The sequence below is a fragment of the Streptomyces sp. NPDC028907 genome, from assembly GCF_055564995.1.
Genome location: NZ_JBVHVE010000003.1, coordinates 568,602 through 582,575, shown reverse-complemented (window position 1 = coordinate 582,575; position 13,974 = coordinate 568,602). Strand labels below are relative to the sequence as shown.

11 protein-coding genes are annotated in these 13,974 nt (G+C 70.1%); 5 read left to right on the top strand and 6 right to left on the bottom strand.

The genetic code is table 11. The features are described 5' to 3' along the window. Window positions 1-60 precede the first annotated feature (60 nt). Window positions 61-1,182: an AI-2E family transporter gene (locus ACZ4UU_RS11765; protein ID WP_468038843.1), complete on the top strand. Its 1,122-nt coding sequence runs from the start codon at window positions 61-63 to the stop codon at window positions 1,180-1,182. Here ACZ4UU_RS11765 and ACZ4UU_RS11760 read toward each other — a convergent pair. After that, complete coding sequence (locus tag ACZ4UU_RS11760) at window positions 1,089-3,284, bottom strand: SpoIIE family protein phosphatase (protein WP_468038842.1); 2,196 nt, start codon at window positions 3,282-3,284, stop codon at window positions 1,089-1,091. The genes ACZ4UU_RS11765 and ACZ4UU_RS11760 overlap by 94 nt on opposite strands. 190 nt (window positions 3,285-3,474) lie before the next feature. Here ACZ4UU_RS11760 and aspS point away from each other — a divergent pair, with 190 nt between their 5' ends. Both aspS and ACZ4UU_RS11750 read left to right on the top strand, forming a co-directional pair. Further along, the gene (gene aspS / locus ACZ4UU_RS11755) at window positions 3,475-5,238 is read left to right on the top strand and encodes an aspartate--tRNA ligase (protein ID WP_468038840.1); all 1,764 of its coding nucleotides are present in this window, start codon (window positions 3,475-3,477) and stop codon (window positions 5,236-5,238) included. A gap of 139 nt (window positions 5,239-5,377) precedes the next feature. Continuing rightward, window positions 5,378-6,319 carry an intradiol ring-cleavage dioxygenase gene (locus ACZ4UU_RS11750; RefSeq protein ID WP_468038838.1) on the top strand — a complete coding sequence of 314 codons (942 nt, stop codon included), beginning with the start codon at window positions 5,378-5,380 and terminating at the stop codon, window positions 6,317-6,319. Between the two features lie 134 nt (window positions 6,320-6,453). Here the strand turns inward: ACZ4UU_RS11750 and ACZ4UU_RS11745 are convergent, their stop codons facing one another. Then, window positions 6,454-7,134, bottom strand: a complete 681-nt coding sequence (locus ACZ4UU_RS11745) for a nucleotidyl transferase AbiEii/AbiGii toxin family protein (RefSeq protein ID WP_468038836.1) — start codon at window positions 7,132-7,134, stop codon at window positions 6,454-6,456. 175 nt (window positions 7,135-7,309) lie between these two features. Between ACZ4UU_RS11745 and ACZ4UU_RS11740 the strand changes: the two genes are divergently transcribed. Then, window positions 7,310-7,657 carry a DoxX family protein gene (locus ACZ4UU_RS11740; RefSeq protein ID WP_468038834.1) on the top strand — a complete coding sequence of 116 codons (348 nt, stop codon included), beginning with the start codon at window positions 7,310-7,312 and terminating at the stop codon, window positions 7,655-7,657. Window positions 7,658-7,682: 25 nt separating this feature from the next. Here the strand turns inward: ACZ4UU_RS11740 and ACZ4UU_RS11735 are convergent, their stop codons facing one another. Both ACZ4UU_RS11735 and ACZ4UU_RS11730 read right to left on the bottom strand, forming a co-directional pair. Then, window positions 7,683-8,048, bottom strand: coding sequence for a PH domain-containing protein (locus ACZ4UU_RS11735; protein WP_468038832.1), 366 nt, complete (start codon window positions 8,046-8,048; stop codon window positions 7,683-7,685). A 106-nt stretch (window positions 8,049-8,154) separates the two neighbouring features. Further along, window positions 8,155-8,631 carry a hypothetical protein gene (locus ACZ4UU_RS11730; RefSeq protein ID WP_468038830.1) on the bottom strand — a complete coding sequence of 159 codons (477 nt, stop codon included), beginning with the start codon at window positions 8,629-8,631 and terminating at the stop codon, window positions 8,155-8,157. A gap of 224 nt (window positions 8,632-8,855) precedes the next feature. On the opposite strand from ACZ4UU_RS11730, the gene ACZ4UU_RS11725 reads away from it, so the two are divergent. Continuing rightward, window positions 8,856-10,232, top strand: a complete 1,377-nt coding sequence (locus ACZ4UU_RS11725) for a pectate lyase family protein (RefSeq protein ID WP_468038829.1) — start codon at window positions 8,856-8,858, stop codon at window positions 10,230-10,232. A gap of 60 nt (window positions 10,233-10,292) precedes the next feature. On the opposite strand, the gene metG is transcribed toward ACZ4UU_RS11725, so the two are convergent. Beyond that, entirely contained in the window at window positions 10,293-12,008 is a 1,716-nt protein-coding gene (metG, locus tag ACZ4UU_RS11720; protein WP_468038828.1) for a methionine--tRNA ligase, read from the bottom strand. A 175-nt stretch (window positions 12,009-12,183) separates the two neighbouring features. After that, entirely contained in the window at window positions 12,184-13,719 is a 1,536-nt protein-coding gene (locus ACZ4UU_RS11715) for a VWA domain-containing protein (protein ID WP_468038826.1), read from the bottom strand. Window positions 13,720-13,974 lie beyond the last annotated feature (255 nt).

Sequence of the window (13,974 nt, the reverse complement as noted above, 5' to 3'; positions counted from 1 at the left end):
GTCACCCGCCCGGTCCGCCCGCGCACGACAGCGCCGCCCCGCCCGTGATCCGCTGGAACCGTGCAGGCCCCCACCCCGCTGCTCCCCGACCCCGTCCGGCGGCTCGCCGCCTGGTGTGTCGTCGTGTTGCTCGTGGCCGGGGTCGTCTACGTCGGGATCCGACTGGCCGTGGAGTTCCGTACGGCGGTCGTGCCCGTGCTGCTCGCGCTGCTCGGGACGGCCCTGCTCCGGCCGCTGCACCGACGGCTCGTGCGGGCCAAGGTCAACCGGTCCGTCGCCGCCGGGCTCACCTGCGTCGCCGTCGTGGCCGTCGTCGGCGGGGCCGTGTACATCGTCGTCGCCGCGGTCGTCGACACCGGCGACGAGATCGTCGCGGCTCTCAAGCAGGCGGCCGAGGATCTCGCCGAGCACTTCGGGGCAGCCGGCACCTCGCTGGACGACGTGGCCTCCAACGCCCGCGAGCTGCTCGCCAAGTTCGGCGGCACGGCCGCCTCCGGTGTCCTCAGCGGGGTCAGCGTCGTGGGCGAGACCATCGCCATGGCCGTACTCGCGCTGCTGCTGGTCTTCTTCTTCCTGCGGGACTCCGACCGGGCCGCGGGCACCCTGCGGTCGCTCGTCCCGGGCACCGGCGGGGACCTCGTGGAGGCCGTGGCCCGGCGGGCGTTCCGGGCCGTGGAGGGGTTCATGCGGGGGACCACCTTCGTGGCGCTGATCGACGCCGTCTGCATCACCGTCGGCCTGCTGGTCCTCGACGTGCCGGGCGCGGTCGGGCTCGGCGCGCTGGTCTTCGTCGGGGCGTACATCCCCTATCTCGGCGCCTTCCTCTCGGGGGCGGTCGCGATGCTGGTCGCGCTCGCCGACCGGGGGTTCGTGATCGCGCTGTGGGTGCTGGCCGTCGTGCTCGCCGTACAGGTCCTGGAAGGGCATGTGCTGACGCCGATGATCCAGAGCCGGACCGTGCAGATGCACCCCGCCGTCGTCATGGTGGCGATCACCGCCGGGGCCTCCGTGGCCGGCATCCTCGGCATGCTGCTCGCCGTTCCGCTGACCGCCGCCGCCTTCGGCGTCGTCAACGAACTCAGGGAGCGCTACGCCGCCCCGGAGCGCCCGGAACCCCCCGGGCCCCCGGCGTCACCCGGGCCTTCCGCACCCCCGAGCCCCACGGCGCCGTCCGCCTCGTAGAGCTCGAACCAGATGCTCTTGCCCTCGCCCCGCGGGTCCACGCCCCACGCCTGGGCCAGCATCTCGATGAGGATCAGGCCCCGGCCGGAGGACGCCAGTTCACCGGGGCGGCGCTTGTGGGGCAGGTCGTCGCTGGTGTCCGTGACCTCGACGCGGATCCGGCGGTCGCCCGAGGCGCCGCGCACCTCGGCCAGGAGCAGGGCGTCGGCGTCGGTGTGGACGAGAACGTTGGTCAGCATCTCGGACAGCAGCAGGACCGCCGAGTCCACCTGGTCCTCGGAGGTCCAGTCGTGCAGCAGCTCCCGCAGTTGCTGACGGGCCACCGCGACCCGCTCCGGCTCGTCCTGCGCGACCGTGAGCATGGTGCGCCGGATCGTGGGCCGCACGGCGACCGTGTCGCCGCAGCCGCAGCCCTCCCCCTCCCGGCGCAGCAGCAGGACCGCTATGTCGTCCTCGCGCCGGTCGGCCAGCGGGCCGGTGGTGTGGTGGGAGGAGGGGCCGTGGACGGCCTGGACGAGGGCGTCGGCGAGGGCCTCCAGGTCGCCGTCGTGGTCCTCCAGGATGGCGCGGATACGCTTCCAGCCGGTCTCCAGATCGTGGCCGCCGGTCTCGATCAGGCCGTCCGTGCAGATCAGCATGGTCTCGCCGGGTTCCAGGGTGATCCGGGTGGTCGGATAGTCGGCGTCCGGGTCGATGCCGAGCGGGAGGCCGCCGGCCGTCGGGCGGGCCAGCACCGTGCCGTCGGCCATGCGGATCGCCGGGTCCGGATGCCCGGCGCGGGCGATGTCCAGCAAGCCGGTCGTGGGGTCGACCTCCACGTACAGGCAGGTCGCGAAACGCAGTTCGGACGGGTCCTCGTCGAGGGCGCCGAACGTCATGCCGTGCAGGAAGCGGGAGGCGCGGGAGAGGACGGCGTCCGGGCGGTGGCCCTCGGAGGCGTAGGCGCGCAGCGCGATCCGGAGCTGGCCCATCAGGCCCGCCGCCCGTACGTCATGGCCCTGGACGTCCCCGATGACCAGGGCGAACCGGCCGTTGGGCAGCGGGATCATGTCGTACCAGTCGCCGCCGACCTGGAGTCCGCCCCCGGTCGGCACATAGCGGGCCGCGACGCTCATGCCCGGTATCTCGGGGCCGAGCTGCGGCAGCATCGAGCGCTGGAGGCCGTCCGTGAGCTCCCGCGCGGACTCGGCGGCCTCGGCGCGAGACAGGGCCTGGGCGAGCATGCGGGCGACCGTCGTCAGCACGGACCGTTCGTCGGGCGTGAACGCCACCGGGTAGGTGAAGGCGGCCATCCAGGCGCCCATCGTGCGGCCGGCCACGGTCAGCGGCAGGAACGCCCAGGACTGCCGGTTGAAGTGCGCGGCGAGCGGCCAGGTGACCGGGTAGCGGCCCTTGTACTGCTCGGGCGTGGACAGGTACACGGCACGACCGGTGCGGACCACTTCGGCGGCCGGATAGTCGGTGGCCAGGGCCATGTGCGAGAAGGGGCCCTCGTCGCCGGGCTGCTGGCCGTGGTGGCCGATGATCGTCAGGCGATCGCCCGTCACCCCGAACACGGCGAGGCCGTCCGGGGAGAAGCCCGGCATCGACAGACCGGCCGCGACCCGCAGCACCTCCTCCGTCGACCGCGCCTCGGCCAGCGCCCGGCCCGCGTCCAGCAGGAACGCCTCCCGCGAACGCCGCCAGTCACCCGTGACCGCCGTACGCCCTGCGGGGGTCCCCGGCGTCGGTTCGGTGACCTCCTGGAGGGAGCCGGTCACCTCGTACGACCGTTTCTCACGGTCGAAGGAGGCGTGGAAGCGGCTGCGGCCGACCCGGATGACCCGGCCCCGCTCGTCCATGATCCGCACCCGCGCCTCGCCCAGCGTGCCCTCGGCGACGGCGAGCTGGATCACCCCGCTGATCTCGTTCCAGTCGACCGGGTGCAGACGGGCGCGCACCTGGGCCTGGCTGAGGGTGGCCCGCTCCGCGGGCAGCCCCAGCAGCCGTGCCGCCTCCGCGTCGACCGTGACCAGTCCCGTGGCGGTGTTCCAGTGCCACAGTCCGGTCGCGAGGGCGGCGAGAACCTCCCCCACGGCGGGCAGGGGCTCACCAGTGCGCATTGCCCTACTTTAAGAACAGGTGATCGCAGACTGCCACCGAAGCTGTATGGGGCATCCGGTCGGGCGGGGGTGCGGGTGGGCTCGCGGGCGCGGCGAAATGGTGGGGAGGCGATCTTGGGGTCCCCGGTAGGCTTGGGGGAAGTTTCACGTGAAACACGCCCCTCGATCCGCGAAGACTGGATGAACGACGATGCATCGGTACAGGTCCCACACCTGCGGCGAGCTCCGCTCCTCTGACGTCGGCACCGACGTCCGACTGAGTGGCTGGCTGCACAATCGGCGCGACCTGGGCGGCATCCTCTTCATCGATCTGCGCGACCACTACGGCATCACGCAGCTCGTCGCCCGTCCCGGCACGCCCGCGTACGAGGCCCTCGACAAGCTGACCAAGGAGTCGACGGTCCGCGTCGACGGCAAGGTCGTCTCCCGCGGCGCCGAGAACGTCAACCCCGAGCTGCCCACCGGTGAGGTCGAGGTCGAGGTCGGCGAGGTCGAGCTGCTCGGCGCGGCCGCCCCGTTGCCGTTCACGATCAACACCGAGGACGGGGTCAACGAGGAGCGGCGCCTGGAGTACCGCTTCCTGGACCTGCGCCGCGAGCGCATGCACAAGAACATCCTGCTGCGTACGTCGGTCATCTCGGCGATCCGGCACAAGATGACGGCGCTCGGCTTCAACGAGATGGCGACCCCGATCCTGTCCGCCACCTCCCCCGAGGGCGCGCGTGACTTCGTGGTCCCCTCCCGCCTGAACCCGGGCAAGTTCTACGCCCTGCCGCAGGCGCCGCAGCAGTTCAAGCAGCTGCTGATGATCTCCGGCTTCGACCGCTACTTCCAGATCGCGCCCTGTTTCCGTGACGAGGACGCGCGCGCGGACCGCTCGCCGGGCGAGTTCTACCAGCTCGACATCGAGATGAGCTTCGTCGAGCAGGAGGACGTCTTCCAGCCCGTCGAGAAGCTGATGACCGAGCTGTTCGAGGAGTTCGGCAACGGCCGCCACGTCACCTCGCCCTTCCCGCGGATCCCGTTCCGCGAGGCGATGCTGAAGTACGGATCCGACAAGCCGGACCTGCGCGCCCAGCTCGAACTCGTCGACATCACCGACATCTTCGAGGGCTCCGAGTTCAAGGCGTTCGCCGGCAAGCACGTGCGTGCGCTGCCGGTGCCGGACGTCTCGGCGCAGCCCCGGAAGTTCTTCGACCAGCTCGGTGACTTCGCGGTCTCGCAGGGCGCGAAGGGCCTGGCCTGGGTCCGTGTCGCCGAGGACGGTTCGCTCTCCGGCCCGATCGCGAAGTTCCTCACCGAGGAGAACGTCGCCGAGCTGACCAAGCGCCTGTCGCTGGCCGCCGGTCACGCCGTGTTCTTCGGCGCGGGCGAGTTCGACGAGGTCTCGAAGATCATGGGCGCGGTGCGGGTCGAGGCCGCCAAGCGAGCCGGGCACTTCGAGGAGGGCGTCTTCCGGTTCTGCTGGATCGTCGACTTCCCGATGTACGAGAAGGACGAGGACACCGGCGCCATCGACTTCTCGCACAACCCGTTCTCGATGCCGCAAGGCGGTCTGGAGGCCCTTCAGACCCAGGACCCGCTGGACATCCTGGGCTGGCAGTACGACATCGTCTGCAACGGCGTCGAGCTGTCCTCCGGGGCGATCCGGAACCACGAGCCGGAGATCATGCTGAAGGCCTTCGAGATCGCGGGCTACGACCGCGAGACCGTCGAGGAGAAGTTCGCCGGTATGCTCCGCGCCTTCCGCTTCGGCGCCCCGCCGCACGGCGGTATCGCCCCGGGTGTGGACCGTATCGTCATGCTCCTCGCCGACGAGCCGAACATCCGCGAGACCATCGCCTTCCCGCTCAACGGCAACGCCCAGGACCTGATGATGGGCGCGCCGACGGAGCTGGAGGAGGCGCGGCTGAAGGAGCTGCACCTGACGGTGCGCAAGCCGCAGCCGAAGTAGGCAACAGCGGACGGCACTTGGTGAAGTGGCTCGGAACCGGCGTCGGTTCCGACCCACTTTCGTTCACGGCGCTCATGCAGGGCTCTTGCCCAGCTCTTACCCATGCTCCTGACAGGCGCCGTCCCTAACTTCACTGCCCATGACGGGAAACCACACGGCCGAAGGGCCGAAACACAAGCGGGACCTCACGCGTCGCAAGGTCGTCGTGGCCGGTGCGGGAGCAGCCGCGGCGGTGGGCGTGGGCGGCACGCTCGCGGCGGGCGCGTTCGCCGGCGAGACGAAGGGCTCCGCTGCCGCGGGCGCCACCGCGTCGAGCAGCTCGTCGAGCCGTGAGGTCTGCTACCGGCTGACCTCCGAGACGACCGAGGGCCCTTACTACATCGACGCGGACAAGCTCCGCCAGGACGTGACCGAGGACCAGGAGGGCATCCCGCTCACCCTGCGCCTGAAGGTGATCGACTCCGAGACCTGCAAGCCGGTCAGGAACGCCGCGGTCGACATCTGGCACTGCAACGCGCTGGGCGTGTACTCGGGCTATGAGGCGATGGGCAGCGGCGGGGGCGGCGGAGGCGGTACTCCGCCGTCGGGTGAGCCGACGGGCGAGCCGTCGGGCGAGCCCCCGTCCGGCACGCCCTCGGGCGAGCCGGGTGGCGGAGGCGGCGGCCACGAGGAGCCGACGGACGACGAGCGGTATCTGCGCGGCACGTGGCGGACGGACCGGAACGGCCAGGTGGTCTTCCGGACGGTCTTCCCGGGCTGGTACCAGGGTCGCTGTGTGCACATCCACACCAAGGTGCATGTGAACGGCACCTGGACGGACGCCGGTTACGAGGGCGGCGACACCTGCCACACCGGGCAGCTGTTCTTCGACGAGGCGAGCGTGCTGGCGTCCGCCGAGGTGGAGCCGTACTCCACCAACACGACCACGCGCACCACGCTGGACGAGGACACCATCTACCCGGACAACGGGACCGAGGGCGGTCTGCTGAAGCTGAAGTACAAGAGGAACGCCATCGCCAAGGGCGTCGTCGCCACGATCACCATGGGCGTCGACCCGGAGGCCACGAACACCGGATCCTGATCCTCGGGCGAGCGCGATCTTCCTGGGCGGCTCGGCGACTGCGTACATCGTGACCGGCACCTGCACCGGCACCGGCACCTGCACCGGCACCGGCACCGGCACCTGCACCGGCACCGGCGCCGGTACCGCGGCCGTCACTCGTCCCCGTCCGCCGGAGGCCTGAGCGCCTCCTCCTCCAGCAGTCGTTCCGCGATGTCGTCCGCCCACGCCCGGGCCCACCGGCGGAGCGCCGGTACCGACTCCGGGGCCAGGCCGCCGGCGACGAACTCCCGGTCGTCCAGCAGCTCCGTGGCCTCCAGGCGGGACTGGAGGTCCGCCAGGTCGAGGTCGTCCCAGGCGTGGCGGCGGCCGAGTTCCTCCAGGTCGGGGTAGCTCCAGTGGGCAGCGGCCACGTGGACGTCGATGAGGTCGCGTCCGGCGCCGCGGTCGGTGAGGGCCCGGACCTTCGTGCCGATGAGGTCCTCCAGGGACAGGGCCGGGCCGAGGCCGGTCGTCACCGGGGGCCGCCAGAAGGTCTCCTTCAGCAGGTCGACGGCGCGTTCCTCACCCGTGTCGGGGTCCGTGACGAGCAGCCGGGCGGAGAGCGGGTCGGCCTCCAGGGGACGTACCCGCCACCCGCGTTCCGTCAGGCCGTGGCGGACCATGGCCGCGATCTGGTCCATGGGCTCGGGGTGCTCGGTCGCCAGCTCCACCGACCGCACGTGCCGGGTGGTCAGGCCGTGCGCCCGGGCCGCGCAGTCGCCGGCCAGGACGAGCGGGTAGCGGGCGCCGACGGCGAGGACGTCGGACGGGAGGTCGCGGGGCGGGGGAAGCATGGTGGGCCCGATTATCGCGGTCCCGCACGGAGGGACGTGCGGCCAACATGCCGTCCGTTCGGCGTACCCGAAAGCCACCCCCCTGGCTGTCACACTCGCCCGATGCCCGGCGTCAGCCCTGTGACGGATGACAAAGACACCGTCGTACCCGACCGCGCACGCCGAGGAGCCCACCATGAACGTCGCACACGTAGTCGTCACTGTCCTGGCCGCTGTGATGGCCGGTTTCTCGGCCGTCGTGCTGCTGATGCGCGCCGAGTGGATCGTGCGGGCGCTCACCGACTACCGGGTTCCCCGCTCGTGGTGGACCTGGCTCGGGCTGGCCAAGGGCGCGGGTGCCGTCGGGCTGGTGGTCGGGCTGTTCGTACCGGTCATCGGGGTGCTGGCCGGGACCGGGCTGGTGGTCTACTTCGCCGGCGCCGCCGTGACCGTGGCCAGGGCCCGCTGGTACGCGCACATCCCGTACCCGCTCGTCTACGCCGCCCCCGTCGTCGGCGCTCTGGCGCTCGGCCAAGCCGCCTGACGACGGGGAGAGCGAACAACGGTCCCTACTTAGCCACGAACTGCGTCAGGATCGCCTGCACCTCGTAGATGTCCACACCCTTGGTGAACGTCTTCTCGATCGGCGTCGCCGAGCCCGAGAGCCAGATCTTCAGCTCGGCGTCCAGATCGAAGGTGCCGGCCGTCTCCACCGCGAAGTGCGTGATGCTGCGGTAGGGGATGGAGTGGTACTCCACCTTCTTGCCGGTGATGCCCTGCTTGTCGACCAGGATGAGGCGGCGGTCGGTGAACAGGATGGTGTCCCGTATCAGCAGATACGCCGCGTGTACCTGCTCACCGTGGCCCAGCAGCCGGGCGAAGTCCTGCTGAGCCTGGCCCGGGTCGACGGTGTGCGCGTTTCCGAAGAGCGCCATGGATGGATCCCCCCACTCGATGGCCTTTGGCGGCCAACTGACGGCCTTGCGTGATCTTCGCAATGTATAGCCGCTCGGGGGCGGTCAGGCATAGGGGCGTAAACGATCAGGTGTCGTACGAACCGTCCCAGGGCGCCCCGAAACCCAGGTTGTCCGGATGGAGCTCGGCCCACGCCTCGCCCTCGTCGTCCCCGGTCACGAGGCCGAACAGCACACCGTCGACGGTGAGTTGGAAGGGCCGGACCGCGATGTCCGTGTACGTACGGCGGGGGAGGCTGCGCAGCCGGGTCGCGAGGTGGGCCCGGGCACGGGCCAGCACCGAGTCGGGGCCGTGCGGAGCGCGCTGCTGCTCGGCCCAGGTGCCGGCGCACCAGATCTCCGACTCGCGGTACCTGCCCTCGGAGTCGAAGGTGTGCAGGACCGAATAGAGACGTTTGTGCTCTTCCCAGCCGGTGTCGAGGTCGAACCCCTTGGGGAATGCGTAGGTGACCGACCCCATGAACTGCCCGTCCGCATAACAGCCGATCGCCTCGGTACGACCGTGCGGCTCGTAGGCGATCGGGATGACCTCAGGGACTGCCATGGCGGAAACCATACGGTTGTGAAGGGGGACATGGTGGCGGCGGGGGGCGATCGATGCCAACCCAATGGGCAACATCCCCGTGATGTCCGCGACTTGACCACTGTTCAGTCAAGAAATTCACGGCAACCTTTCCGATCTCCGTGACCACGAACGAGTCGGAAGCCCGCTCAGCCGGGCCCGCTCGCCGGCGCGCGAGCCTCACCGAAGCACGTAAGGACTCATTCGTGGCATCCCCTTCGCACCGCCCCACCCCCCGCTCCGCCCACAGCCCTTCCCACCGCCGTTCCCTCCGCGGGCGCCGCACCCTCGTCGTCACCGCCGCCGTGGCGGCCGCCGGCGTGGGTGCCGGTGTCCTCGTGCTGAACGCGAACGCCGGCACGGTCGACCTGTACCACCAGTCCCTGCCCGCGAAGGACGGCTGGGCGGCCTCCGGCTCCGGTACGACGGGCGGCGCGAAGGCCGACTCCGCGCACACCTTCACCGTCAGCACCCGTGCCCAGCTCGTGAAGGCACTGGGCTCGGTCTCCGACACCACGCCCCGGATCATCAAGATCAAGGGCACCATCGACGCCAACACCAGCGACGCCGGCAAGAAGCTGACCTGCGCCGACTACGCCTCGGGCACCGGCTACTCGCTCTCCGCCTACCTGAAGGCCTACGACCCGGCCACCTACGGCAAGAAGGCGCCGTCGGGCAGCCAGGAGAACGCCCGCAAGGCCGCCGCCGGCAAGCAGAAGAAGAACATCGTCTTCCGGGTGCCGTCCAACACCACCATCGTGGGCGTCCCCGGCACCAAGGCCGGCATCAAGGGCGGCAGCCTCCAGGTGCAGAACGTCAGGAACGTCATCGTCCGCAACCTCACCTTCTCCGCCACCGAGGACTGCTTCCCGCAGTGGGACCCCACGGACGGCTCGGCCGGCGAGTGGAACTCGAGCTACGACTCGGTCACCCTGCGCGGGGCGACGAACGTCTGGGCCGACCACAACACGTTCACGGACGCCCCGACCTTCGACAAGTCGTTGAAGACGTACTTCGGCCGCAAGTACCAGATCCACGACGGCGCCCTCGACATCACCAACGGCTCCGACCTGGTGACCGTCGAGCGCAATCTCTTCGACTGCCACGACAAGACGATGCTGATCGGCAGCAGCGACAGCGACAGCACCGGCAAGCTGCGCGTCACCCTCCACCACAACGTGTGGAAGGGCATCGTGCAGCGGGCCCCGCTGGCCCGGATCGGCCAGATCCACCTCTACAACAACCTGTACGACACGACGACGCTCAACGGCTACACGCCGAAGTACAGCATCGACTCCCGCGCCAAGGCCCAGGTCGTAGCCCAGCACAACGCCTGGAAGGTCGCGTCCGGCGCCAAGGTCGCCAAGCTCCTGAGCGGCGACGGCACCGGCTCGATCGCCGGCAGCGGCAACCTCGTCAACGGCACCTCGACCGACCTCGTGGCCGCCTACAACGCCGCGAGCTCGAAGAAGATCAAGACGACGGTGAACTGGAAGCCGACGCTCACGGCCGGGCTGCAGACGTCGGCGAAGAACCTGGCGACGGAGCTGGCGGGGACGACCGGCGCCGGGGTTCTGAAGTAGATCGACCCACGGCGTCGGCCCACTGCCCCGGCGACGGCCTTCACAAGCTTGCGGGCTCCCTTACGCCGCCTCGCCGCCGAAGCGCTCCTTGTACGCCTCCAGGTCGTCGTCCGTCAGCTTGGCGAAGAGGACCGGGGGGACGGTGAAGGGGGTGCCGGCGGGGACGGACGTGAGGGAGCGGGCCTCGTCCGCGCTCACCCAGGTGGCCGTGTCGTCGCTGAGGGCGAAGGCCTGGCGCATGGCGGCCGCCGACGTCGGGATGAACGGCTCCGAGACCACCGCGTAGAGGTGGATCAGGTTCATCGCCGTACGCAGGGTGAGCGCGGCGGCGTCCTTGTCGGTCTTGATCTCCAGCCAGGGGGCCTTCTCCTCCAGGTAGGAGTTGCCCGCGGACCACAGGGCGCGCAGCGCCGCCGCGGCCTTGCGGAACTGGAGGGCCTCCATGTGCTCCTCGTACTCCGCGAGCAGCCGCGCGATCTCCTCGCCGAGCCTCGCCTCCGCCTCGCCGGCCTCGGCGCCCGCCGGGACCTCCTCGCCGAAGCGCTTCTTGGAGAAGGACAGGACGCGGTTGACGAAGTTGCCGAGGGTGTCGGCGAGGTCCTTGTTCACCGTCGCCGTGAAGTGCTCCCAGGTGAAGGACGAGTCGTCCGACTCGGGGGCGTTGGCGATCAGGAAGTAGCGCCAGTAGTCGGCGGGGAGGATCTCCAGGGCCTGGTCGGTGAAGACACCGCGCTTCTGGGAGGTGGAGAACTTTCCGCCGTAGTACGTCAGCCAGTTGAAGGCCTTGACGAAGTCGACCTTCTTCCAGGGCTCGCGGATGCCGAGCTCGGTGGCCGGGAACATCACCGTGTGGAACGGGACGTTGTCCTTCGCCATGAACTGCGTGTAGCGGACGTCGGTGTCGACGTCGTACCACCACGACTTCCAGTCGCGGTTCTCCGGGTCCTGGTCCGACCACTCCTTCGTCGAGCCGAGGTACTCGATCGGGGCGTCGAACCAGACGTAGAAGACCTTGCCCTCGGCCGCCAGCTCCGGCCACGTGTCCGCCGGGACGGGCACGCCCCAGTCCAGGTCACGGGTGATCGCCCGGTCGTGCAGGCCCTCGGTCAGCCACTTGTGGGCGATGGAGGACGCCAAGTGCGGCCACACGCCGTCGTGGCGGGCGACCCACTCCTTGACCTCGTTCTGGAGCTTGGACTGGAGGAGGAAGAGGTGCTTGGTCTCGCGGACCTCCAGGTCGGTGGAGCCGGAGATCGCCGAGCGCGGGTTGATCAGGTCGGTCGGGTCGAGTACGCGGGTGCAGTTCTCGCACTGGTCGCCGCGGGCCTTGTCGTAGCCGCAGTGCGGGCAGGTGCCCTCGACGTAGCGGTCCGGGAGGAAACGGCCGTCGGCCGGGCTGTAGACCTGGCGGATCGCCCGCTCCTCGATGAAGCCGTTCTCGTGCAGCTTGCGGGCGAAGTGCTGGGTGATCTCGACGTTCTGGGGGGAGGAACTCCGGCCGAAGTAGTCGAACGCCAGTGCGAAGCCGTCGTAGACCGCCTTCTGCGCGTCGTGTGCCTGCGCGCAGAATTCGTCCACCGGGAGGCCCTGCTCCTTGGCGGCCAGCTCGGCCGGGGTGCCGTGCTCGTCCGTCGCGCAGATGTAGAGGACGTCGTGGCCGCGCTGTCGGAGGTACCTGGAGTACACGTCCGCCGGGAGCATGGACCCCACCATGTTGCCCAGGTGCTTGATTCCGTTGATGTACGGAAGGGCGCTGGTGATGAGGTGTCGAGCCATCGCGGGGCTGCTCCCAGGTCGGTGTTCGGGGGCTTGTTTTCTGTCTTGCGAACCTTGAAATCGTAGCCGACATGGGTGGGCCGCCCGCTTCCCGTTTTTGAGGGGTGGGAAGGGGCGGCCTGGTGATCTTCAGTGGTGATCTTCGGGTTTGCCTCGCGGTGGTGATCTACGAGAGTTACGGGCGCCAGTCGATCAGTACGCCGTCGTAGAGCTCCGCGTCCGTGAGCTCCAGGGGGGTCGGGCCCGCGTGGAAGAAGGCCGTGTTGTCGGTCTTCAGCTTGCGGAGGTAGTCGAAGGCCTTGTTGTCGTGGTCGCCGAACGCGATGAAGGAGAAGAAGACGGCGGGGTGGGACTTCGCGGCGTTCGTGAGGGCCTGGGTGGCGGGGGTCTTCGCGTCGGGGGCGCCGTCGGTCTGGAAGACGACGAGGGCGGGGGTGCCGGGGGTGGCGTTCTTGTCGTAGTGGGCGAGGACGGCTTCCACGGCGGCGTGGTAGCTGGTGCGGCCCATACGGCCGAGGCCCGCGTGTGCGTCGTCGACGGCGGTCTCGGAGGAGGCCGGGGTGAGGTCGGTCGTGCCGTCGACCTCGGTGGAGAAGAAGACGACGTGGAGGGAGTGGTTCGGGGCGTCGGGGTCCAGGTGCTCGGCGAGGGCGAGGGTCTGGTCGGCGAGTGCCTGGGCTGAGCCGTCCTTGTAGTAGGGGCGCATGCTCGCGGAGCGGTCCAGGACGAGGTAGACCTTGGCGCGGGCGGTGGTGAGGCCGGCCTTCGCGAGGGCGAGGGCGGGCGGGGTGGCCTCCGGCTGGGGTGTCGGTTCGGCCTCGGCTTCGCCTTCGGCCTGGGTGTTCCCACCCGCACCACCCGTGCTGGTCTCGTCGTCGACCGCGGGGGCCTCCGGCTGGGGCGTCGGTTCGGCCTCGGCTTTGCCTTCGGCCTGGGCGTTCCCACCCGCACCACCCGTGCTGGTCTCGTCGTCGACCGCGGGTGGCCCCTGTGGGGCGTCCTCGCCGTCGGCGGCCGCGGGCTCGGGCTCCGCCGCGGGCTCCTCGGCCACCGGCTCCGCCTCGACCGGCTCCTCCTCGGCAACCGGCTCTACGACCGCCGGCTCCTCGGCAACCGGCGTCTCGGTGACCGGCTCCACCGCGGCCGGCTCCTCGACCACCGGCTTCTCAGCCGCCACAGGCGCCTCAGCCACCGGCTCCTCGACCGTCGGCTCGTCGACGGCAGGTGTCTCCGGGATCGTTTCCTCGGTGACCGGCTCCACCGCGGCCGGCTCCTCGACCACCGGCTCCTCAGTCGCCACAGGCGCCTCAGCCACCGGCTCCTCAGCCACCGGCTCTTCAGCCACCGGCTCTTCAGCCACCCGCTCTTCAGCCACCCGCTCTTCCGCCGCCAACTCTCCCGCCGCCGGCTCTTCCGACTTCGGGACCGTCACGTTGTCGAAGGCGGCCGAGACCAGCTCGTGCTCTTCGTCCGAGTTGTCCTGAGCGGACTGCGGCTCGGTGTTCTCGGTGGTCTTGACGGCCTCCGGGGCCGGACGGTCCGCGCTTCGGGGTTCCGGGACCTGGGCCGTCGGGGTCGGCTGGGGTTCCGGGGTCGGGGACGGGACCGTCGGCCGGGGTTCCGGCGAAGGCGTCGTCGCACCCTCTGCTTCGGCGGTACGCCCCTTGCGTGACCGGCCGAACGCGTTCCGCAGGAGAGTGAGAATGCCCATGTGCGCAACCCTTCGCATGAGTTGATGCCCGTAGATCCCTGGCCAGGACGGACACGTAAGGTTAGCGGCCCCGGATGGCGATCTTGGGGAGGGGCTGGCACCTGAGCCCCTTGTCCGTCAAGGGCTCATCACGCCGAGTCCGGGACGGTGCCCAACTTCGGTACCGCTACCTCTGGTTCACTTTTAGTTCATGCGGTCGCCCCGCTCCCGCACAGACGTGCCCCTAGCGTCCCCCACGCTGCACTCAAGGGGAAG

What these genes read in the sequence shown, in the direction of transcription:
- ACZ4UU_RS11760 (WP_468038842.1), bottom strand. Translation starts at nt 3,284, where the DNA reads ATGCGCACTGGTGAGCCCCTGCCCGCCGTGGGGGAGGTTCTCGCCGCC.
- aspS (WP_468038840.1), top strand. Translation starts at nt 3,475, where the DNA reads ATGCATCGGTACAGGTCCCACACCTGCGGCGAGCTCCGCTCCTCTGAC.
- ACZ4UU_RS11750 (WP_468038838.1), top strand. Translation starts at nt 5,378, where the DNA reads ATGACGGGAAACCACACGGCCGAAGGGCCGAAACACAAGCGGGACCTC.
- ACZ4UU_RS11745 (WP_468038836.1), bottom strand. Translation starts at nt 7,134, where the DNA reads ATGCTTCCCCCGCCCCGCGACCTCCCGTCCGACGTCCTCGCCGTCGGC.
- ACZ4UU_RS11740 (WP_468038834.1), top strand. Translation starts at nt 7,310, where the DNA reads ATGAACGTCGCACACGTAGTCGTCACTGTCCTGGCCGCTGTGATGGCC.
- ACZ4UU_RS11735 (WP_468038832.1), bottom strand. Translation starts at nt 8,048, where the DNA reads ATGGCGCTCTTCGGAAACGCGCACACCGTCGACCCGGGCCAGGCTCAG.
- ACZ4UU_RS11730 (WP_468038830.1), bottom strand. Translation starts at nt 8,631, where the DNA reads ATGGCAGTCCCTGAGGTCATCCCGATCGCCTACGAGCCGCACGGTCGT.
- metG (WP_468038828.1), bottom strand. Translation starts at nt 12,008, where the DNA reads ATGGCTCGACACCTCATCACCAGCGCCCTTCCGTACATCAACGGAATC.
- ACZ4UU_RS11715 (WP_468038826.1), bottom strand. Translation starts at nt 13,719, where the DNA reads ATGGGCATTCTCACTCTCCTGCGGAACGCGTTCGGCCGGTCACGCAAG.